General features: G+C 71.0%; 18 protein-coding genes. 5 read left to right on the top strand and 13 right to left on the bottom strand.

Translation table 11 applies throughout. The annotated features are described in order from the left end of the window. The first annotated feature begins 67 nt into the window (after positions 1-67). Together BLU79_RS06260 and BLU79_RS06255 are read left to right on the top strand one after the other, a co-directional pair. Positions 68-880 (top strand): helix-turn-helix domain-containing protein, encoded by an 813-nt coding sequence (locus tag BLU79_RS06260; RefSeq protein ID WP_093904590.1) that lies wholly within the window; start codon positions 68-70, stop codon positions 878-880. After that, on the top strand, positions 877-1,068 hold the full coding sequence (locus BLU79_RS06255; protein ID WP_093904589.1) for a DUF397 domain-containing protein: 192 nt from the start codon (positions 877-879) through the stop codon (positions 1,066-1,068). The genes BLU79_RS06260 and BLU79_RS06255 overlap by 4 nt, the downstream gene beginning before the upstream one ends. On the opposite strand, the gene BLU79_RS06250 is transcribed toward BLU79_RS06255, so the two are convergent. After that, positions 1,043-3,622, bottom strand: coding sequence for a tetratricopeptide repeat protein (locus BLU79_RS06250; protein ID WP_371131814.1), 2,580 nt, complete (start codon positions 3,620-3,622; stop codon positions 1,043-1,045). The genes BLU79_RS06255 and BLU79_RS06250 overlap by 26 nt on opposite strands. 92 nt (positions 3,623-3,714) lie before the next feature. Here BLU79_RS06250 and BLU79_RS06245 point away from each other — a divergent pair, with 92 nt between their 5' ends. Further along, entirely contained in the window at positions 3,715-4,227 is a 513-nt protein-coding gene (locus tag BLU79_RS06245) for a DUF2165 domain-containing protein (RefSeq protein ID WP_093904907.1), read from the top strand. 6 nt (positions 4,228-4,233) lie between these two features. Here the strand turns inward: BLU79_RS06245 and BLU79_RS06240 are convergent, their stop codons facing one another. The 5 genes from BLU79_RS06240 to BLU79_RS06220 form a co-directional block, all read right to left on the bottom strand. Further along, entirely contained in the window at positions 4,234-5,415 is a 1,182-nt protein-coding gene (locus BLU79_RS06240) for a DUF418 domain-containing protein (protein WP_093904588.1), read from the bottom strand. Positions 5,416-5,506: 91 nt separating this feature from the next. Next, complete coding sequence (locus tag BLU79_RS06235; RefSeq protein WP_093904587.1) at positions 5,507-6,058, bottom strand: hypothetical protein; 552 nt, start codon at positions 6,056-6,058, stop codon at positions 5,507-5,509. A gap of 117 nt (positions 6,059-6,175) precedes the next feature. Then, entirely contained in the window at positions 6,176-8,788 is a 2,613-nt protein-coding gene (locus BLU79_RS06230; protein WP_093904586.1) for a bifunctional FO biosynthesis protein CofGH, read from the bottom strand. Positions 8,789-8,949: 161 nt separating this feature from the next. Next, positions 8,950-9,798 (bottom strand): LLM class F420-dependent oxidoreductase, encoded by an 849-nt coding sequence (locus tag BLU79_RS06225; protein ID WP_093904585.1) that lies wholly within the window; start codon positions 9,796-9,798, stop codon positions 8,950-8,952. A gap of 72 nt (positions 9,799-9,870) precedes the next feature. Then, a complete protein-coding gene (locus tag BLU79_RS06220; RefSeq protein ID WP_143052459.1) occupies positions 9,871-10,350 on the bottom strand; it encodes a hypothetical protein in 480 nt (159 codons plus the stop codon). A gap of 112 nt (positions 10,351-10,462) precedes the next feature. Between BLU79_RS06220 and BLU79_RS06215 the strand changes: the two genes are divergently transcribed. Continuing rightward, positions 10,463-11,977 (top strand): CehA/McbA family metallohydrolase, encoded by a 1,515-nt coding sequence (locus tag BLU79_RS06215; protein ID WP_093904583.1) that lies wholly within the window; start codon positions 10,463-10,465, stop codon positions 11,975-11,977. A gap of 180 nt (positions 11,978-12,157) precedes the next feature. Here BLU79_RS06215 and BLU79_RS06210 read toward each other — a convergent pair whose 3' ends face one another. Next, complete coding sequence (locus BLU79_RS06210; RefSeq protein ID WP_093904582.1) at positions 12,158-12,985, bottom strand: endonuclease/exonuclease/phosphatase family protein; 828 nt, start codon at positions 12,983-12,985, stop codon at positions 12,158-12,160. Positions 12,986-13,086: 101 nt separating this feature from the next. Between BLU79_RS06210 and BLU79_RS06205 the strand changes: the two genes are divergently transcribed. Beyond that, a complete protein-coding gene (locus tag BLU79_RS06205; protein WP_093904581.1) occupies positions 13,087-13,482 on the top strand; it encodes a nitroreductase/quinone reductase family protein in 396 nt (131 codons plus the stop codon). A 3-nt stretch (positions 13,483-13,485) separates the two neighbouring features. Here the strand turns inward: BLU79_RS06205 and BLU79_RS06200 are convergent, their stop codons facing one another. The 6 genes from BLU79_RS06200 to BLU79_RS06175 all read right to left on the bottom strand — a co-directional run bounded on the left by BLU79_RS06200 (position 13,486) and on the right by BLU79_RS06175 (position 20,653). Next, positions 13,486-14,262, bottom strand: a complete 777-nt coding sequence (locus BLU79_RS06200; protein WP_093904580.1) for an alpha/beta fold hydrolase — start codon at positions 14,260-14,262, stop codon at positions 13,486-13,488. Positions 14,263-14,324: 62 nt separating this feature from the next. Then, entirely contained in the window at positions 14,325-15,788 is a 1,464-nt protein-coding gene (locus BLU79_RS06195; RefSeq protein WP_256333170.1) for an aldehyde dehydrogenase family protein, read from the bottom strand. Continuing rightward, entirely contained in the window at positions 15,785-17,515 is a 1,731-nt protein-coding gene (locus BLU79_RS06190; protein WP_093904578.1) for an N-acyl-D-amino-acid deacylase family protein, read from the bottom strand. Before BLU79_RS06190 ends, BLU79_RS06195 begins: the two co-directional genes overlap by 4 nt. A gap of 113 nt (positions 17,516-17,628) precedes the next feature. Further along, a complete protein-coding gene (locus BLU79_RS06185) occupies positions 17,629-18,747 on the bottom strand; it encodes an LLM class flavin-dependent oxidoreductase (protein ID WP_093904577.1) in 1,119 nt (372 codons plus the stop codon). Between the two features lie 124 nt (positions 18,748-18,871). After that, entirely contained in the window at positions 18,872-19,642 is a 771-nt protein-coding gene (locus tag BLU79_RS06180) for an SDR family NAD(P)-dependent oxidoreductase (RefSeq protein WP_093904576.1), read from the bottom strand. A gap of 111 nt (positions 19,643-19,753) precedes the next feature. Then, the gene (locus BLU79_RS06175) at positions 19,754-20,653 is read right to left on the bottom strand and encodes an RNA polymerase sigma-70 factor (RefSeq protein WP_093904575.1); all 900 of its coding nucleotides are present in this window, start codon (positions 20,651-20,653) and stop codon (positions 19,754-19,756) included. Between the last annotated feature and the right edge of the window lie 9 nt (positions 20,654-20,662).

Below are 20,662 nucleotides of genomic sequence, written 5' to 3'. Positions count from 1 at the left end.
CGGTACGGAGCGTGGCTGTCCGGATGCGCCTCGGGGGCGTACGGCTCGCACATCGGGAGGGACAGCGGTGGAGGACGAGGAAGCCACGGCCATGCTCAAGTCGGTCGGCAGGCAGATCAAGCTGTGGCGCGAGGCCGCCGGGATGAAGCAGCCGGAACTCGGGGCGGCGATCGGGTACAGCGGGGAGATGGTCTCGTCGGTGGAGCGGGGCCGTAGGGCACCGAAGCCCGACTTCCTGGACAACTCCGATGACGTGCTCGGGGCGGGCGGGAAGATCTCCGCGTTCAAGGAGGATGTGGAGGAGGCCGGGTATCCGAAGAAGGTGCGGGATCTGAAGAAGCTGGAGAACGAGGCGGTAGAGCTCGGGGCCTACGCCGCCCTCCATGTCCATGGCCTTCTGCAGACGCCGGAGTACACACAGGCGTTGTACGAGATGCGGCGGCCTGCCTATTCGGAGGAGGAGATCGACCGCCTCGTGGCCGCTCGCGTGGCGAGGAAGGTCGTATTCGAGCGGGAGCCTCGGCCGGAGATCACGTTCGTCCAGGAAGAGGCGACGCTACGGCGTCCGATCGGGGGCAGAATGGTGCAGCGACAACAGCTCGAACACTTGCTGGAGATGAGCAAGTTGCGGCATGTCTCGATCCAGGTGATGCCGATGGACCGCGAGGATCACGCGGGCATGATGGGCTCGATCCAGGTGCTGAAACTCCGGAACGGCAAGACACTGGGGCACACGGAGGGCCAGTTGTACAGCCGAGTGATCAGCGACCCCCGGGAAGTGCAGATCCTGGAAATGCGCTATGGAATGATCCGGTCGCAGGCCCTCCCACCACGGGAGTCTGTGTCCTTCATCGAGAAAATCCTGGGAGAGGAAACATGACGTCCACGCTGGTGTGGTTCAAGAGCAGCTACAGCGGCAATGACGGCCCCGAGTGCGTCGAGGTCGCCATATCCCCGGCTCACCCCACCGTCCACGTCCGCGACTCCAAGGACAAGGACGGCGCACGGCTCGCCTTCACGGACGATTCCTGGACAGCGTTCGTCAAGGGCTGCTCCCTGCCCCGCTGACGCCGGCCGCCCGCGCCTCGTCCTGCGCGGCCCCGTCGTCGTCGCCGAGGTGCCGGCGCACCTCGGCCCGTCGCAGCAATGCCCAGGCATACGTCGGCCGCTGCTCCAGGACCCGGTCCAGCTCGGCGAGAGCCTCCTCGTAGCGGCCGAGGCTGGCCAGCGAGGCCCCCCGGCTCGCTCGGGCGGAGCCGTATCCGGGCTCCAGGGCGAGCGCGTGGTCGTAGTCGGCGAGGGCCTCCTCGTCGCGCCCGGCGACGCGGAGGGCGTCGCCGCGCACGCAGCGGACCCAGGCCCAGTCGGGGTCCAGGGCCACGGCCCGGTCGAGGTCGGCGAGCTGCCGTACGGCGTCGCCGAGGGTGCGGTGAACACGGGCCCGGCGGACCAGCGCCCAGGGGTAGTCCGGCTTGAGCGCCACCGCCCGGTCCAGGTCCGTGAGCGCGTCGTCGAGCTCGTGGCGGCTGAGCCGGGTGGCGCCCCGGGAGGCCGCGGCGAAGGCGTCGGCGGGGTTCAGCGCGAGCGCCCGGTCCAGGTCGCGGAGCGCCTTGTCGTGGGCCTCCAGTACGCGGTGGTACTCGCCGCGCAGGGCGAGGCTGTGGGGGTCGTCGGGGGTCAGTGCCAGGGCTTGGTTCAGAGCGGCGACGGCCGCGCGCTGGTCGCCGGCGAGGTCGTGGGCGATGGCCCGACCGCGGTGGGCGCGTGCGAGCACGGCGCGGCCGAGCCGGACGTCCCAGCCGGACGCGAACGCCACTTCGTCCCACGGAGCCCCGGGCCACGCGCCGACGCGAGGCTGCTCCGGGAGCCCCGGACGGGGCTGTGCCTGAGGGGGCTGAGCGCCGGGCGGTGCGCCCTGCACGTAGGCCGCCGAGTCGCTGGTCGGCATGGCGCGGTCGAGGACCGACACGGTGTCAGCCATCAACGGCTCCTCTGAACCACTCTCGATCCCCGCTTCCAGCAGCAACAGGTCGAGGACAGCCGCCGTCCCGCCGCCCCCGAGCGCCTCCCCCAGCCGCCGCCCCCACTCGGCCAGCACCCGCGTCTCGGCGTCCCACCCCGCCTCCACCAGGACCCACACCCACCGCTCGGCGACGGACTCGCCCTGCTCGCAGGCGACGACGGCATCCCCCAGCACGCTCGCCAGCGCCGACCGCTCCCCCGCGCACAGCAGGTGGTACAGCTCCGCCAGCCGTAGCTCCCGCCAGCCTTCGTCCGCCCACAGCTCCTCGGCGCCGCGCCCGGCTTCGGCCTCGGTCCGCCACTCCCGGAACACCAAGGCGAGCGCCCGCTGCCGGGCCACCCAGGTCCTGGGCGCCTGCTGCCGCTGCAACCGCAGCATCGGCGACCGTACGACGTCGTGGTACCGGATCCGGCCGCCGCGTTCGCTGACGAACGGCAGGCCTCGCAACCACGCGTACAGTCCGTCCAGTTCGGCGTCCGGGGGCGCGACGACCGCCCGGAACACATCCGCGTCCAACCGCCTCGGCAGCGCGCACTCCAACGCGACCGACCGCCGTACCGGATCCGCCTCCCACCTCAGGAACCGCTCCACGGCCGTGGCACTGGGATCCCCCACGTCGGCCGGGTCGGCGGGGCGGCTCTCCGCGAGCGTCGACACGAGCACCGGCAGCCCGCCGGTGAGGCGCAGCACCTCCGAGACGACCGGTTCGGCGAGCACCCCCTTGCCCGCGAGCAGGTCCCGCGCCTCCGGCTCGGTGAACGGCTGCAGCGGCAGGTCGGTCATGAAGTCGCCGAAGCCGCCCCAGCGGGCGGAGTCGAAGGGGAGCTGACCGGACGTCACCACGACGAGCGTGGCGGGCACCGCGCCGTACCGCTCCGTGGTCATCACGGTGTGCAGCCAGCCGTCGAGGAAGCGGCCGGTCCGCTCGTACGTGTCGAAGAACAGGACGATCCACGGTGCGGCGGACGCGGCCTGGGAGAGCTCGTCCAGCAGCACCGGAGTGAGCACGCTCTCGGGGGCGAGCACGAGCTGTGCGTCCTCGTGGCTACGGAAGCGCGCCCCGATTCCTGACCTCAACCGGTCAGCGCCCTGGGCGAGTTGAGCCGGATCCAGAGCGCCGGCAACGGCCCCGATCCCCGGCACCATCCCCAGCCCCGCCAGTCCGGCCCGCGCCACCGCCATACTGCCCGCCGACGGGGCCGGCGCCTCCGTCGAGGGCGCGGCGGCAGCGGCCAGTTCCGCCTCGTGCCAGCGCTCCCGGTACGCGGTCAGCAGCCGTTCCAGGTCCTTGAACCGTCGGCCCTGCAGGGCGAACTGACGGGAGATAACTTCCAGGACCTCCGGCACGCTCCCCGCGTGGTCATCGACATACGCGGTCAACGCACCGTGTTCCCGGGCGACTTGCTCAAGCTCCCGTAGCAGGAAGGTCTTGCCCACGCCCGCGTTGCCGTGCACATGGAAGAGGAACCGGTGCCTCTCGTCCTCCAGCGGTATGTCGAAGTTGGCGCGGAACGCGGCCCGTTCAGCACCTCGGCCCACGAATCCGGCACGGCGACGCCTGCCGATCAGCTGCTGCATCGACGGCCGCGTCTGCGCCACGTCCGGGTCCTCCCGCTCGGCTCTCCCACACCACCGCTCATTCTGGCTCAATGGCTATGAGAGGGAGCCGTCCGCCGGGAAAGATGACCACCATGCCTACGACACCCCCACGCACCGCCCTCCACCTCGCGGCCACCCTCCTCACCGCGACCGTCGCCCTCTACATCACCCTCGTCGCCTTCGGGAACATCACCGACTTCGGGACGAACCAGCAGTTCGTGCAGCATGTCCTGGCGATGGACACCACGTTCAAGGACGACGACCTGATGTGGAGAGCCATCACCAGCAAGGGACTTCAGAACACGGCGTACGTCGCGATCATCGTCTGGGAGACCGTCGCCGCCCTCGTGCTCATATACGGCACCTGGCTCTGGTTCCGCCGCGACGACGCCCGCGCCCGCCGCTTCTCCACCTACGGCCTGCTGATGCTGATGCTGCTCTTCGGCGGCGGGTTCATCGCGATCGGCGGGGAGTGGTTCTCGATGTGGCAGTCCGGGGACTGGAACGGGCTCGACGCGGCGACCAGGGTGTTCCTGTTCAGCGGGATCGTGCTGATCGTCAACCACCTGCCCTTCGGGCAGGGACGGCAGCAGGCCGACGCCTGACGCGGATCAGTGACGCAGGGCCCATTTCTGGACCGACTCCAGGGGCCCTGCCGAGAACCTCCGCAGCCACAGCGTGGAGCCCACCATGAGCACCGCGCAGACCGTGACCCACAGTCCCACCACCCACCACGGCCACCACGGGCCCGTGTCGCCGAGCCGCTCCGCGAGGCCCAGCCCGATGCCGTACGAGATCAGCACGCACAGCACGTTCTGCAGGACGTAGCCGGACAGGGCGGTCCGGCCGACGGAGGTCAGGCCCGTCATCAGCGGGCCCGGCCGCCGGACGCGGTCCACCACGGCGCCGATCAGCCCGATGTACCCGAGGGCCAGCAGCGGGGCGGTGCCGTACCGGGCCAGCAGGACCAGGTCGGGGCCGCCCAGTACCGCCGCGACGTTGAGCGGGAGCCCGAGGCCGAGTCCCCACACCAGCAGGCGGGAGCGCAGCCGGCGGCCCGTCTCGTCCGCGCCGAACGCCCCGGCCCGGAACAACCGTACGCCCAGCAGGAAGAGGAAGAGCAGGAGGAAGAAGGTCAGCACCGGTTCCATGCGCAGGGCGATCGCGTTCTCCAGACGGAAGGCGATCTGGTCCGGGTAGCTGCCGTGTGCGTACAGGTCGGCGACCTCCTTGGAGACGGTTCCCTCGCCGCCGTTGTCGGCCAGGGTCAGCGCCGCCGTCAGCAGGCCGATCACCGTCAGATGCACTCCGGCCGCCCACCACATCACCCTCCGCTGCGCCCGCTCGGAGCGGGTCAGCAGCCAGGCGACGAGCAGTGCGGTGACCGCGTACCCCATCAGTACGTCCCAGGCGAAGACCAGCACGAAGTGCACCGTGCCCTCGCCGAACAGGAACAGCGCCCGCCACCGGTAGCGTCCGGGCCACGGCTGCCCGCGCCGCTCCGCCGAGCGGTACTGGATGGCCAGCCCGACCCCGAACAGGATCGTCAGCAGCGACAGGAACTTCCCGTTCGCCAGCACGCTGAAGACGCCCTCGACGGCTCCGTCGAGCGACCCGGACTGCAAGGCTCCCCACTCCGCGCCCGGCCCGGTGAAGATCCATACGTTCGTCATGAGCGTGCCCAGAATGGCCGCCCCGCGCAGTATGTCGAGGAGGGGGAGTCGTCGTCCGGTGGGCGCCGCGGACTCCGATGCTTGCGGGATCGTCGCGTCCGTCGTATCCGTGTGCGTCATGCATTCATCGTCTCGGCGGCATCGGCCCGAAACGTCATGAGCACAGCCGAACCCGCCCTACATCGAAGGATGCAGCGGACTCCTACGACTCCTACTTGACCACGACGACCGTCGTACCCGTCTCCCCGAACGTCCACAACGCCGCGCCGTCGGCCGCGCGCATCCGCACCCCGCCGGTCTGCTTGCCCTCGGCGGGCGGCGGCGAGGAGCCGTCCACGGCGTTGGAGAAGGCGATGGAGAGGCCGGACTTCGCGGCGAAGTAGATGATGTTCTCGATCTCCACACCGTCCGAGCCGGTGGTGGCCTCGTTGCGGGACGACACCGTGTAGCTGCCGGGGTCCGGGCTCACCGTGCCGGGCCAGACGGCGAACGTACGGCGGGCCGCGTCGCTCGCGTCGACCAGCCAGACCCGCTTCTGGCCGAGGGAGTAGACGATCCGCCGTCCTGTGCCCGAGTCGTCCGGCACGACGGCGGGGCCTGCGGACTTCGTCGGGGCGGGGCTCGGGCCCGCCGACGCCGACGCGCTCGGCCGGGCCGCCGCGGCCGTCGGATGCGGCCCCTTCTCGGCCTGTACGGCGAGGACGCCGACGGCGGCTATCGCGCCCACCGTCAGACCGGTCACCCAGACCTTGGAAGCAGGCACGGGCACGCATCTCCTCGGCTACGGAAAGCAATGGAACGCTCTGGAACGTTCTGGAACGCTACGGAACCCCTCCAGCGGGGTCGGATCATCGTACCGACCTCCGCCGGAGGGTCTTCCTCAGTCCAGCACCGGCAACAACTCGGGCAGATGCCCGTCCGAGGCCGTCGCCGCCCGCTGCCGTTCCTGCGACACCTCGCCGTACAGCGTCGTGCGGGGCCTGGCCGGGCGGCCGGCGGCCTCGGCGACGGCCACCAGGTCGCGTACCGACTTGTAGGAGCCGTACGACGAACCCGCCATCCGCGAGATCGTCTCCTCCATCAGCGTGCCGCCCAGGTCGTTGGCGCCGGAGCGGAGCATCTCGGCCGCGCCCTCCGAGCCCAGCTTCACCCAGCTGGTCTGGATGTTGGGGATGTGGGGGTGCAGGAGGAGGCGGGCCATGGCCGTCACGGCACGGTTGTCGCGGGTCGTCGGGCCGGGGCGGGCGATGCCCGCCAGGTAGACCGGCGCGTTGGTGTGGATGAACGGCAGGGTCACGAACTCCGTGAAGCCGCCCGTGCGTTGCTGGATGCCGGCCAGGGTGCGCAGATGGCCGAGCCAGTGGCGGGGCTGGTCGACGTGGCCGTACATCATCGTCGACGACGAGCGGAGGCCGACCTCGTGCGCCGTGGTGATCACCTCGATCCACGTCGCCGTCGGCAGCTTGCCCTTGGTCAGGACCCAGCGGACCTCGTCGTCGAGGATCTCGGCGGCGGTCCCGGGGATCGAGTCCAGGCCCGCTTCCTTCGCCGCTGTCAGCCACTCGCGGATGGACAGACCGGTGCGGGTCGCGCCGTTCACGACCTCCATGGGTGAGAAGGCGTGGACGTGCATGCCGGGGACGCGGTCCTTCACCGCCTTCGCGATGTCGAAGTACGCCGTCCCGGGCAGGTCGGGGTGGATGCCGCCCTGCATGCAGACCTCGACAGCGCCCACGTCCCAGGCCTGCTGGGCGCGGTCGGCGACCTGGTCCAGGGAGAGGGTGTAGGCGTCCGCGTCCGTCCTGCGCTGCGCGAAGGCGCAGAAACGGCAGCCCGTGTAGCAGACGTTGGTGAAGTTGATGTTCCGGGTGACGATGTACGTGACGTCGTCGCCGACCGCCGACTTGCGGACGTCGTCCGCCACCGCGCACAGCGCGTCCAGCGCCGGCCCGTCCGCGTGCAGCAGCGCCAGCGCCTCGTCGTCGGTCAGACGGGTCGGGTCGTCGGCGGCGACGCGCAGTGCCTGGCGGACGTCGGTGTCGATGCGCTGCGGCACCATGCCGGGCGCTGCGGCCTCGCGCAGGGCGCCCCAGTCGCCGTACACCTCGTCGAAGTCGTCGCGGCGGTCGGACGTACGGCCCTCGGTGTCGATGGTGCGGTGCAGGTCGGTACGGCCGGACGCCTCGAAGGCCTCCTCCGGCTCCTGCCACGGGTGGCCCTCGACGGTCGCGTCCGCCAGGGCCAGGCCCGTCTGCGGGTCGGCGAGCGCGCGGACGTGCGGTCGCAGCCGCGGGTCCAGCCAGGGCTCGCCGCGCTGGACGAACTCCGGGTACACGCAGAGACGTTCCCGCAGCTCGAAGCCGACGGCGGCCGACCGTTCGGCCAGCTCCTCGATCTGCGGCCACGGCCGCTCGGGGTTGACGTGGTCGATGGTGAGCGGCGACACCCCGCCCCAGTCGTCGATACCGGCGCGGATGAGCCGCTCGTACTCGGAGTCGACCAGGTTCGGCGGGGCCTGGAGGCAGGCGGACGGGCCCATGATGAGCCTGGCCACCGCCACCGTGGCGACCAGTTCGTCGAGTTCCGCGTCCGGCATGCCGCGCATCGCGGTGTCCGGCTTGGCGCGGAAGTTCTGGATGATCAGTTCCTGGATGCCGTGGTAGGACCGGGAGACGCGGCGCAGCGCGAAGAGGGACTCCGCCCGCTCCTCGTACGTCTCGCCGATGCCGATCAGGATCCCGGACGTGAAGGGGACCGAGGAACGGCCGGCGTCCTCCAGGACGCGCAGGCGGACGGCGGGTTCCTTGTCCGGGGAGCCGTAGTGCGGGCCGCCGGGCTCGGACCACAGACGGGTGGCCGTCGTCTCCAGCATCATGCCCATCGACGGGGCGACGGGCTTCAGTCGCTGGAAGTCGGTCCAGGACATGACGCCCGGGTTGAGGTGCGGGAGAAGCCCCGTCTCCTCCAGGATGCGGATGGAGATGGCGCGGACGTAGGCGATGGTGTCGTCGTAGCCGTGCGCGTCGAGCCACTCGCGCGCCTGAGGCCAGCGGTCCTCGGGCTTGTCGCCGAGGGTGATGAGGGCTTCCTTGCAGCCGAGGGCGGCGCCCTTGCGGGCGATGTCGAGGACCTCGTCCGGCGACATGAACATCCCGTGCCCGGCACGGCGCAGCTTGCCGGGCACGGTGACGAAGGTGCAGTAGTGGCACTTGTCCCGGCACAGCCGGGTGAGGGGGATGAAGACGCTCTTCGAGTACGTGATGACGCCGGGCCGGCCGGCGGCTTCGAGGCCCGCGTCACGCACCCGGCCGGCGGACGCGGCGAGGTCGTCGAGTGCCTCGCCGCGGGCCTGGAGCAGCACGGCGGCCTCGGAGACGTCGAGTGTGACGCCGGCCCGGGCGCGTTTGAGGGCGCGACGCATGGAGTTCTCGGTCGGGCCGGTGCCGCCGGGGCGGTCGGTGGGGCCGGTTCCGGAAGTCGCGGAGGTCGTCATCCTTCGAGCATACGGTCGGGCTCCGCCGGTTCAGCGGGGCCGGGGGTGGCCCTGGGAGGTGGCGGTGCGTTGCCGGGTGCGGGCTCGTTGTGGCTGGTCGCGCCCACGCGGCGGAGCCGCATATCGGCACAGCCCCGCGCCCCTAGGGGGTTGCCGCTCGGTTACAAGTGCTCGGCGTACTCGTCCAACACCCGTAGAACCTCCGCCTCTCCCGCCGGGGGCAACTGGACCACGACCTCCTCGATCCCCAACTCCGCGTAGTGCGCGAGCTTGCCGGGGTTCGGGTACACGGCGTACGGCACCACCTGGAGGGCGTTCGGGTCGCGACCGGCGTCGGACCAGACGGTGCGCAGGCGGGGGAGGGTTTCGGACAATCCTCGGCCGCCGATGGGGAGCCATCCGTCGGCGTACTCGCTGATGTGCTGGAAGAGCTTCGGGCCGGCGGCTCCGCCGATGAGCGTGCGGGGGCCGTTGACCTTGGGCGTGCGCGGCTTCTGTACCGGTTTGGGATAGGCGAAACTGGCGCGTACGGCACCGAACTCGCCCTCGTGCGCGGTGGGTTCGTCCGCCCACAGGGCCCGCATCAGGGCCATCCGGTCCCGGACGAGTTCGCGGCGGGTGGCCCAGTCGACGCCGTGGTCGGCGGCCTCCTCGACGTTCCAGCCGAAGCCGAGGCCGAGGGTGAACCGCCCGCCGGACAGGTGGTCCAGGGTCGCGATCTGCTTGGCCAGGTCGATCGGGTCGTGCTGGGCGACCAGCGTGATGCCGGTGCCCAGCCCGAGCCGCTCGGTCACGGCCGCCGCCTGGCCGAGGGCGACGAAGGGGTCGAGGGTGCGGCCGTACTCGGGCGGCAGGTCGCCGCCGGCCGGGTACGGGGTGGTCCGCTCGACGGGGATGTGGGTGTGCTCGGGCAGGTACAGCCCGGCGAACCCGCGCTGCTCCAGCTCACGGGCGAGCCGGATCGGGGTGATGGTCTCGTCGGTGAGGAAGATCGTGACGGAGATGCGCATGTCCCATCTGTACCGGCCCGGAGGTCGGAAGTCGATACCGACCGGTCGGCACAGACCCGGGCCCGAACCCGTTCAGGCGCTGCGCTCCGTCCCGACCCTCGGCACCGATCCCCAGCCGTGCCGGACACCCGCCGGTTCGGGGCCGTCGGGGCGGGCGACCTCGGGGGTGTCGAAGCTGCGGGTGAGCAGCAGGCTCCACAGGGTGCCCCAGACGAACAGGACGGTGGCGACGGCGGCACCGGCCATGGCCAGGAACTCCCCGCCGCCCAGCCCGTCACCGCCGCGGACCACTTCGACGAGGCCCCAGCCGCTCAGGACGGCCAGCAGGGCCGACACCTTCCACAACGGCCGGTACGGACGCCGCCTGCGCTCCACGTCGGCCGCGGACCGGAGCGTCACCCGCAGCCGCGCCGCGCAGTGGTCGCAGCTCACGGCCTCCTCGCTCGGCCGGTCGGCGAGCCGGTCCAGGCCGCTCGGCTCCGAGTTGGCCGAGGTCTTCGTCAGTGTGCGCCCGTCGCCGGTGTGCCGTATGACGACGGTGTGCGTGAGCACGTACCGGAATCTGTCCGAAACCCCACTCGCCACAGTGCCTCCCCCTTGCTCGATGCTCTCTGATTTCCTTCCCTTCCTTACGAGTTCACACCCACGGGGAACGCTCACGGGCATGTGTGATGACGACGCAAGACTCGGAAGACGGGCCCTGTTCGTGACGGGCGCCGCGGCCGCGCTTACGTTGGGAAGCGTGAGCTTCGCGAGAGGGGCGGACGACATGCACGACGCCGAGACCCGCACGGTGCGCGGGACTCTGCCGCCCGGCTCGCCCGACTTCGTGTACGTCCCCCTCGAAGTCCCCGACGGCGTCCGGGAGATCAAGGTCTCCTACACCTACGACCGCCCGTCCGTCCCCGCCGGCACCCAGGGCAACGGCCTCGACATCGGCATCTTCGACCAGCGCGGCACCGAGCTCGGCGGCAAGGGCTTCCGGGGCTGGTCGGGCGGTGCGCGCACGGAGTTCTTCATCCGCGCCGACGACGCCACGCCGGGCTACATCCCCGGCCCGGTCGAGGAGGGCACCTGGCAGATCGCCCTCGGCCCCTACACGGTGGCCCCGCAGGGCCTCACCTACGAGATCACGATCACGCTGACCTACGGCGAGCAGGGCGAGTTCGTCGAGCCGACGTATCCGCCGGAGCGGGCCAAGGGGCGGGGCCGCGCCTGGTACCGGGGCGACTGCCACCTGCACTCCTGGTACTCGGACGGCCGCCGCACCCCGGCGGAGATCGCGGCCCTCGCGCGCGAGGCCGGCCTGGACTTCATCAACAGCTCCGAGCACAACACGCACTCCGCGCACGCGCACTGGGCCGACGTGGCGGGCGACGACCTGCTCGTGATGCTGGGCGAGGAGATCACGACCCGCAACGGCCACGTGGTGGCGCTGGGCGTCGAGCCGGGCACGTTCATCGACTGGCGCTACCGGGCGCGGGACAACCGCTTCGGCAGGTTCGCCCGGCAGGTCCGCAGGGCGGGCGGCCTGGTCGTCCCGGCCCACCCGCACGCCACCTGCGTCGGCTGCAACTGGAAGTTCGGCTTCGGCGAGGCGGACGCGATCGAGGTCTGGAACGGGCCGTACACGCCGGACGACGAGGTGTCGCTGGCCGACTGGGACAGCATGCTGGTGGCGTCGGTGCGCGAGAACGGCCGCGACTGGATCCCGGCGATGGGCAACAGCGACGCCCACCGCAGCCCCGACCCGGTCGGCTCCCCCCAGACCGTCGTCCTCGCCGACGACCTCACGCGTGAGGCGATCCAGGAGGGCATCCGGGCGGGCCGCTCGTACATCGCCGAGTCCAAGAACGTCTCCCTCACCTTCACGGCCTCGGGCGGCCGGGGCCGACAGGCGGGCATCGGCGGGCGGTTGGAGGCCGACCGGGACACCCCGGTGACGGTCCGCCTGGAGGTCACCGGCGCACCCCGCTGCACGGTCCGCTTCGTCACCGACCAAGGCGTGCTGTTCACCAGCGCACCGCTGCCGGTGGCGGGCTCGGGGGTCGTGGAGTGGCGTACGACGCCCTCGTACGCGGCGTATGTACGGGCCGAGTTGCGGCACGAGGCGGCGGTGGGGCCGTTGCCCGGGGCGCTGGCGGCGTTCACGAACCCGATCTTCCTGGGGCGTTCGTAGCGACGGAAGAGCCGGTCCGTGCCGCAGACGTCACGGGGTGAGGCGCAGCGGCAGGGAGCCCAGTCGACCGGCGGGTGAGGGGCGGGGCCGCGCGGGACGGGTCGCGCGGCGATCACCCGTACGTTCGCCTCCTCCCCCGCGTCGAGCAGGGCCCCGCCTGGTCGGCCGGCCGCCCGGCCGTCAAGGCGTCGGCCCGTCCCCCAGGTCGGCGACCACCGCGGCGTGGTCGGAGGGCCAGACGCCGTCGACCGGCCCGTCCCCCGCCCGCCGTACGTCCCGCACATGCCCCAGTCCGCCCGTCCCGGGCGGCCCCACGTGGATGTAGTCGATCCGTACGCCCGGTTCCAGGCCGGCCGCGACATACGGGTTCGCACGGTCCCAGGTGACCGAGGGGGCGTCCGGCTCGGCGTACTGCCAGGCGTCGAAGAAGACCTGCCCGGGGACGACCGGCGCGGTGCGGTAGCCGCCGAAGAGGCGGATCTCGTCTGAGTCCGGCCAGGCGTTGAAGTCGCCGGTGACGACGGTCGGGAAGGGCGTGTCGACCCGGTTCTCGCCGACGAACTCGGCGAGCGCGGTGACCTGGCGGCAGCGTACGGCCGAGCCGTGCAGGGCGGAGGTGAGGTGGGTGGTGAAGAAAGGGATGTCGTAGGAGGGGGTGGCCAGCCGGGTGAAGAGGGCGAGGCGGCCGTCGTCGACGTCGGAGGGGGCGGGCAGGCGCAGGGTGCGCCGGTCGGTGACCGGCCAGCGGCTCAGTACGGCGAGGCCGATGTCGACCGTGGGGTCGCCGATCCGCCGGCGCCAGCGTTCGGGGGCGGGTGAGGGGGCCCAGGCCCAGTGCATGCCGAGTTCGGCGGCCAGCCACTCGGCCTGGTTCTCGCCGTCGGCGGCCCACACCTCCTGCAGGCCCACGATGTCGGGGCGCAGATCGCGCAGCTCGGCGAGGATGGCCTTCTGCCGGGCCTCCCAGGGCCCGAAGCGCCACCAAAGGTTCCACGTCACGACCCGCATCCGCAGCCACCCGCTCTCGTCATGCCCGCGTCGGGGACCATTGAAGCAACAGTTCGACCCCGGTGCCCTGACACCCAGCACAAGACAGGAGACTCACCGGCATGTCCCGCCTCACCGAGCTCAGGTTCCGCGCCGCCACCGGTTTCCAGCGCCACGTCGGCAATCCGATCCTCCGCCGCCTCCCCCTCCAGACCGTCCTGGAGACCACGGGCCGCACCTCCGGCCTGCCCCGGCAGACACCCGTGGGCGGCCGCCGGGTCGGTGACGCGTTCTGGCTGGTCTCGGAGTTCGGCGAGAAGTCGCAGTACGTCCGCAACATCAAGGCCGATCCGCGGGTGCGGGTGCGGATCAGGGGGCGGTGGCACACCGGCACGGCACAACTGCTGCCGGACGACGACCCGGTGGCGCGGCTGCGCTCCCTGCCCCGGTTCAACAGCGTCGCGGTCAGGGCGCTGGGGACCCATCTGCTGACGGTACGGGTCGATCTGGACGGCTGATCGTCAGGCCACCTGCGTGTACACCTCCGACACCAGCTCCTGTACGGTCCCCGGCGCCCGCAAGGTGGGGAAGTGGTCGCAGTCCGGCAGTCGTACCAGGCGGCAGCCGGGGATCGCGGCGGCCATCGCCTCGTTGCAGCTGACGGTCCGCGGGTAGTCCTTCTCGCCGAGGAGCAGGCTGCAGGGCAGGGACAGCTCACCGAGGCGCGGGAAGGCGGGCGGATCCTCGGCCTGGTGGCCGTACGTCGTGAACCAGGCCGGGATCGCGCCCCGCAGCAGCGTCTCGGCCTCGGTGTCCGGGGGCGTACCCGCCGCACCCCAGGTACGCAGGGAGAGCTCGACGAGCCCGTCCATGTCCCCGGCCTGCGCCAACTCGCCGATCTGCGCGGTAAGTTCCGGTGACTCCAGATCCGGATACCCGGTCACCCCCGGCACGAGCAGCACGAGCCCGGCGACGCGGCCGGGCTCGTTCAGCGCGCCGTTGACCGCCGTCGCCCCGCCCATGCTCGTCCCGACCAGCACCGCACGCCGCACGTCGAAGTGGTCGAGGACGGCACGCAGGTCCTCAGCCTGCGTGTAGGAGGCCGTGGGGTTCGGGGACCGCCCGAACCCCCGGGCGTCGTACCGAATCACCCGATGGAGCTCCACTAGGTCCGGGACAACCGGATCCCACACCCGCGCGTCCCCGACCCCGGGATGCAACAACACCACCGGCAGCCCGTCACCCCCCGAGTCGTCCGCCCAGATCTCGCCACCCTTGACCTGCACCATGTGTCCCATACGGGACACTCTGCCCTCCTCCTCCCCGCGCCAACAGCCACCGGCCGGTCAATCCCCTCGTCTCACCCTGGCCACACGATCGCCTGCACCTCGCTGTACGCGTGCAGCGCGTACGACCCGACGTCCCGCCCGACGCCGCTCTTCTTGAACCCCCCGAACGGCGCCTCCATGTTCCGTCCGACGGTGTTGATCCCGACCCCGCCGGCCCGCAGCCGCCGCGCGACCCGGAAGGCGCGGGCGACATCGCCGGACCAGACGTAGTCGATCAGCCCGTAGTCGGTGTCGTTGGCGAGGGCGATCCCTTCCTCCTCCTCGTCGAAGGGGATGACGGACACGACCGGCCCGAAGATCTCCTCCCGGGCGACCCGCATGTCGCCCGAGCAGTCCGCGAGAAGCGTCGGCGCGACGTAGAAACCCCGCTCGTACGGCGGCCGTTCGCCTCCCGCCACCACCACCGCGCCCTCTTTCCGCCCCGTCTCCACGTACGACTCCACCCGGTCCCGGTGCTCCGCCGAGATCACCGGCCCGACGACGGTGGACGCCTCACGCGGATCCCCGACCCTCAACCGGCCCGCATACGCCGCGAGTTGCTCGACCAGCCGGTCGTACACGCCCCGCTGGGCCAGCACCCGCGTGGGCGCCGTGCAGATCTGCCCGCTGTAGAAGGAGAACGTCGTCCCGATCCCGGCCACCGCCGATCCGAGGTCGGCGTCGTCGAAGACGAGGGCCACGCCCTTCCCTCCGAGCTCCATCAGCTGGCGTTTCATGTCCCGCCCGCATGCCTCGGCGATGCGCTGCCCGACGGCCGTGGACCCGGTGAAGCTCACCATGTCGACGTCCGGGGAGCCGACGGCAGCCTCACCCACCTCCACCGCCCGCCCGGACACCACATTCACCACACCCGCCGGAACACCCGCCGCCTCCAGCGCCTCCGCCATCCGGTAGACGGACAGCGGATCCTGCGGGGCGGGCTTCACGACCACGGTGTTGCCCATGGCCAGCGCGGGGGCGATCTTGCCCGCCGGATTGGCCCAGGGGTTGTTGTACGAGGTGATACAGGTGACGACCCCGACGGGCTGCCGCACGGCCAGCGCTCCCATGACCCCCGCCCGCCCCATCGGCCCGGCGTCGTTGATCTGCGGCGGGATCGCCCACTCGGCGGGCTCCACACGCGCGTACCGCCGGAACCGCGCCGCCCCGACGCCCACCTGCATGCCCCGGGCCGTCCCCATGGTCGCGCCGGTCTCGGCCTGGGCCAGTTCGGCGTACGGCACGAGGTGGCCGTGGATGATGTCCGCCGCCCGCGCCAGCACGGCCGCCCGCTCCTCCGGCGCCGTACGCGACCACGGCCCGAAGGCCTCGCGGGCCGCGGCACAGGCCGCGTGCACCTGATCCCGCGAGGCCTCCGGGGCCCACCCGACGGTCTCCTCGGAGGCCGGATCGACGACGGCGTAGTAGCCCCCGTCCGGCTCCTCCCACGCACCGTCGACGAACAACCGCTGCCGACCAGGGTCGTTGACACTCACCTGGTGGCCACCGTCCTGGTGTCCCGCCCCGAACGCAGCACACGCCCCGGCACGGCCCCGGTCACCACGTCGTCGCGGATCGCCTCGACCCCGTTGACCCACACGGCCCGCACCCCGATCGCCTTGGAGTCCAGCCGCGGGCTGTCACCCGGCAGGTCGTGCACCAGGGTGGCCGTACCGGCGTCGATCCGCTCCGGGTCGAAGAGCACGAGGTCGGCATGGAAGCCCTCCGCCACCCGCCCCCGCTCCCGTAGCCCGAAGAGCCGGGCGGGGTCGTCCGTCAGCATCTTGACGGCCTGCTCCAGGCTGGTGAGCCGGCGCCCGCGCAGACAGTCCCCGAGGAACCGGGTGGTGTACGGCGCCCCGCACATCCGGTCCAGATGCGCCCCCGCGTCCGAGCCGCCCAGCATGACGTCCTCGCGCTGCCAGGCCTCGGCGCGCAGGGCCCAGGACGCGGGGTCGTTGTCGGTGGGCATGGGCCAAAGGACCGTACCCAGTTCGTCGGCGGCGCAGATCTCCACCATGCACTGGAAGGGTTCCTGCCCGCGCTCCGCGGCGATGTCCTCCACGACCCGCCCGCTCAGCCCGCGGTTGGCCTCGCTGTAGGTGTCGCCGATGACGTACCGCCCGAAGTTGGTCAGCCGCCGGAAGACGCCCGCTTCCTTCGAACCGGCGTGCCGGAGCAGCTCCGCCCGCACGTCCGGATCCCGCAGCCGGGCGATCCGCTCGGGCACGGGCAGCCCCAGGACCGGCCCCCACCCGGGAATCAGGTTGAGCGCGCAGAAGGTGCCCAGCGACATGTTCATCGGCGTGAGGATCGGCATGGTCAACGCCACGACCCGACCACCCGCCTTGCGCGCCCGCTCACTCGCCAGCAGCTGCCGGGGCACCCGCTCCGGCACCGCCGAGTCGATGGTCAGCACGTTCCAGTTGAGCGGCCGTCCGGCAGCGGCGCTCATCTCCACGAACAACTCGATCTCGGCATCACTGAACTGATCCAGACACCCCGCGACGATCGCCTCGATCTGCGTCCCCTCGTGCTCCCCGACGGCCTTGGAGAGCGCGAGCAGCTCGGCGGGCCCGGCATGCCGCGAAGCCACGGGCTTCCCGTCCCCGTCGGAGTGGGTGGACGACTGAGTGGTGGAGAAGCCCCAGGCACCGGCGTCCATGGCGTCATGGAGGAGACGGAGCATGGCGGAGAGCTGCTCGCCGGTGGGCTGCCCGCCGATCGCGTCGGGGCCCATGACATACCGCCGAAGCGCACAATGCCCCACCATGAACCCCGCGTTGACCGCGATCCGCCCTTCGAGAGCATCCAGATACTCCCCGAACGAACTCCAACTCCAGGGCGCCCCCTCTTCGAGCGAGACCAAGGACATCCCCTCGACCTTGGACATCATGCGCCGTGTGTAGTCGGCGTCCTCGGGACGGTCCGGGTTCAACGGGGCGAGCGTGAAACCGCAGTTGCCGCCGGCGACCGTGGTCACCCCGTGATTGAGGGACGGGGTGGCGTACGGGTCCCAGAAGAGCTGGGCGTCGTAGTGGGTGTGGGGGTCGACGAATCCGGGGGCGAGGACGAGTCCGGTCGCGTCCTCGCTGGTCCGGGTTTCCTCGGTGACGGTGCCGATGACGGCGATACGGCCGTCGCGTGTCCCCACGTCGGCGGTGTAGGCGGGCGCGCCCGTGCCGTCGACGACGGTCGCGCCTTTGATGACGTGATCGAGCATGACGGTTCCTCCTCAGATTTCCGGTGCGGGCAGCGCCCTTCAGGGGCGCGGGGAACTGCGCGACCAGCCACAACGAGCCCGCAGCCGCCCGACAGGCAACAGCCCTACGGCGATCAGGCGGACTGCCGGAACCGGGACGTCCGATGAACGGGATCCGTATCGATCTTGGGAATGACGTGCTCCCCGATCATCCGAATCGTCTGCAACGTCTCCTCCTTCGGCACCCCCACCGGCAACCCGAAACTCAACTGATCGGCCCCGGCCTGCTCCCACCGCTTGCACTGCCGCAGCACCTCGTCCGGATCCCCACAGATCACGAGCTCCTCCTCGATGAGCAGCTCGACGAACTCCTCCGTGTACTCCGGCAGCGTCTCCGGCCACACCGGAAAGCCCTCGGGCCGCGGGAAGGTGTCGTGATACCGGAACACGAGCGACGGCAGATAGTGCAGCCCCCCGCTCGCGGCGATCCGCACGGCCTCCTCATGCGTAGGCGCGCAAATGGCGGTCGTCGTCACCATCACGTTGTCGTTGACGAAGTCCCCCACCGGCTCCGCGTCCACGATCGCCGTCTTGTACTGCTCCAGCACCCACTCCATGTCGGCGACCTTCTGCACGCTGAACCCGAGCACCCCGAGTCCCTTCTTCGCCGCCATGGCGTACGACGGCGGTGAGCCGGCCGCGTACCACATCGCCGGATGCGACTTCCCGTACGGCTTCGGCAGGACCTTCCGCGGCGGCAGCTGCCAGTGCTTGCCCTGGAAGCCGACGTACTCGTCCTGGAGCCACATCTTGGGGAACTCGGCGATGGTCTCTTCCCAGATCTCCTTGGTGTAGTTCATGTCGGTGATGCCGGGCAGGAACCCGAGGATCTCGTGCGAGCCGGCGCCGCGCCCGCTGCCGAACTCGAAGCGGTTCCCGGTGAGATGGTCGAGCATGGCCACCTTCTCGGCGACCTTCACGGGGTGGTTGACCTGGGCGAGGGGGTTGAAGATGCCGGACCCCAGATGGATCCGCTCCGTCGCATGCGCCAGGTACCCCAGGTAGACGTCGTTCGCCGAGAGGTGCGAGTACTCCTCCAGGAAGTGGTGCTCGGAGGCCCACGCGTACTTGAAGCCGGACTTGTCCGCCTGGATGACGTACTCGGTCTCCTCCATCAGCGCCTTGTGCTCGGCGAGCGGATCGGTCTCGGCACGCTTGCCCACGTATCCCTGTACAAAGAGCCCGAATTCCAAGGCGGTTCACCGTCCCAGTTCGTTGCTGACGCTCGTTCCGGACCACCGATTCTGACGTACCGTCAGATTCACTTGCCGCCGACTGTGGCACCGCTCACGTGCACCGTCAATAGCTGACTACACGTCAGATAACGCTCACCCCGGCCAGCCAGCCGCCGTCGACCACGAACGGCTGCCCGGTGATGTACGAGGAGTCGTCCGAGGTCAGGAACAGCGCGAGCCGCGCCACCTCCTCGGGCCGCCCGATCCGGCCCAGCGGCACGAGCTTGCGGTACAGCTCGTCCAGGGCCCGGCTCATCCCCTCCAGGTCCGCGTTCGGGTCCAGCTGCGCCGGGTTGGACATCGCGGTGTCGATCGCGCCGGGGCACATGGCGTTGACCCGGATGTTCCGGGGCGCGAGCTCCAGAGCGGCGACGCGGGTGAGGCCGAGGATGGCGTGCTTGGTGGCGGCGTAGGTGCCCACGGCCGCCATGCCCGTCACGGCCGTGTAGGAGGCGGTGTTGACGATCGTGCCGCCGTCCTCCATCTCGGGCGCCACGGTCTTGATGCCGAGGAAGCAGCCGACCTGGTTGACCCGCACGACCTGCATGAACTCGTCGAGGGGCGTGTCGACGAGGGAGTTGAAGCGCAGGATGCCGGCGTTGTTGACGAGGCCGTCCATGCGGCCGTACTCCTGCTTGACGGCCGCCACGGCGGACCGCCAGTCCGCCTCCTCGCCCACATCGAGGTGCACATAGAGCGCACCCAACTCCTCGGCGAGGGCCCGCCCTTGATCGTCGAGCACGTCCGCGACGACGACCTCGGCACCCTCCGCCCCGAACAGCCGCGCCTCCTGCTCCCCCTGACCGCGCGCGGCACCGGTCACGAGGACAACGCGCCCGTCGAGCCTGCCCATGGGAACCCCCTTCGCACGGGCCCGCCGGGCGAGCCCTTCGGAATGAGTAGAGGTTCGGCATCGTATCGCCAGATCTGACGATGTGTCAGATAGCGGACGGGAACAGCTTTGTCAGCGGGAGGTGAGCGGGGTCTCGGACTCGACGCGGGTGAGCTTTTCGGGGTTGCGGACGTAGTAGAGGCCGCTGACGCGGGCGTTCTCCACGCGGAAGGCCAGCACGCCGTCGATCACGCCGTCCATGCGCAGGATCAGTCCGGGGTTGCCGTTGACCGTCGTGGGCTCGCTGGTGAAGGCGCCGCCGGCCTTGGTGAGACTGCCGGCCATGTAACGGAGCACCTTGTCGGCGCCGGCGACCGGATGCAGGGCCGCCAGCTTGAGGCCGCCGCCGTCGCTGACGAAGACGACGTCCGGGGCGAGTACGTCGAGCAGCCCCTGCAGGTCCCCGGTCGCGAGCGCGGTCTGGAACGAATCCAGCGCTGCCCGGGCTTCCTGCGGGGAAGCCGGTGTGCGCGGCCGGCGGGCGTCGACGTGTTGGCGGGCGCGGTGGGCGATCTGGCGTGCGGCGGCGGGGCTCCTGTCGATCGCGGCCGCGATGTCGTCGTAGCCGAAGTCGAAGACCTCGCGCAGCACGAAGACGGCTCGTTCGGTCGGCGAGAGGGTTTCGAGGATGAACATGAGTGCCAGCGACAGGTTCTCGGACAGTTCCACGTCCTCGGCCACGTCCGGCGCGGTGAGCAGGGGCTCGGGCAGCCAGGGGCCGACGTAGGCCTCCTTGCGCCGTTTGAGGGTGCGTACCCGGTTGAGTGCCTGCCGGGTCGTGATCCGGACCAGGTAGGCGCGCTGGTCCCGCACCTGCGCCAGGTCGACCTTGACCCACCGCAGCCAGGCCTCCTGGAGGACGTCCTCGGCGTCCGCCGCCGAGCCGAGCATCTCGTAGGCGACGGTGAACAGCAGGTCGCGGTGGGCGACGAAGGCCTCCGTCGCGGGGTCGGTGACGTGGTCGTCGTTCATGTCGTGCGC

The sequence above is a fragment of the Streptomyces sp. cf386 genome (assembly GCF_900103585.1).
GTDB lineage: Bacteria > Actinomycetota > Actinomycetes > Streptomycetales > Streptomycetaceae > Streptomyces.
The sequence above is the reverse complement of the archived record's forward strand: the minus strand, read 5'-3'. Positions and strand labels throughout refer to the sequence as shown.

Coding starts and splice junctions, on each gene's coding strand:
- BLU79_RS06240 (WP_093904588.1), bottom strand. CDS start 5,415: ATGACGCACACGGATACGACGGACGCGACGATCCCGCAAGCATCGGAG.
- BLU79_RS06200 (WP_093904580.1), bottom strand. CDS start 14,262: ATGGGACACATGGTGCAGGTCAAGGGTGGCGAGATCTGGGCGGACGAC.
- BLU79_RS06190 (WP_093904578.1), bottom strand. CDS start 17,515: ATGCTCGATCACGTCATCAAAGGCGCGACCGTCGTCGACGGCACGGGC.
- BLU79_RS06230 (WP_093904586.1), bottom strand. CDS start 8,788: ATGACGACCTCCGCGACTTCCGGAACCGGCCCCACCGACCGCCCCGGC.
- BLU79_RS06175 (WP_093904575.1), bottom strand. CDS start 20,653: ATGAACGACGACCACGTCACCGACCCCGCGACGGAGGCCTTCGTCGCC.
- BLU79_RS06255 (WP_093904589.1), top strand. CDS start 877: ATGACGTCCACGCTGGTGTGGTTCAAGAGCAGCTACAGCGGCAATGAC.
- BLU79_RS06245 (WP_093904907.1), top strand. CDS start 3,715: ATGCCTACGACACCCCCACGCACCGCCCTCCACCTCGCGGCCACCCTC.
- BLU79_RS06210 (WP_093904582.1), bottom strand. CDS start 12,985: ATGCGGGTCGTGACGTGGAACCTTTGGTGGCGCTTCGGGCCCTGGGAG.
- BLU79_RS06180 (WP_093904576.1), bottom strand. CDS start 19,642: ATGGGCAGGCTCGACGGGCGCGTTGTCCTCGTGACCGGTGCCGCGCGC.
- BLU79_RS06225 (WP_093904585.1), bottom strand. CDS start 9,798: ATGCGCATCTCCGTCACGATCTTCCTCACCGACGAGACCATCACCCCG.
- BLU79_RS06205 (WP_093904581.1), top strand. CDS start 13,087: ATGTCCCGCCTCACCGAGCTCAGGTTCCGCGCCGCCACCGGTTTCCAG.
- BLU79_RS06215 (WP_093904583.1), top strand. CDS start 10,463: ATGTGTGATGACGACGCAAGACTCGGAAGACGGGCCCTGTTCGTGACG.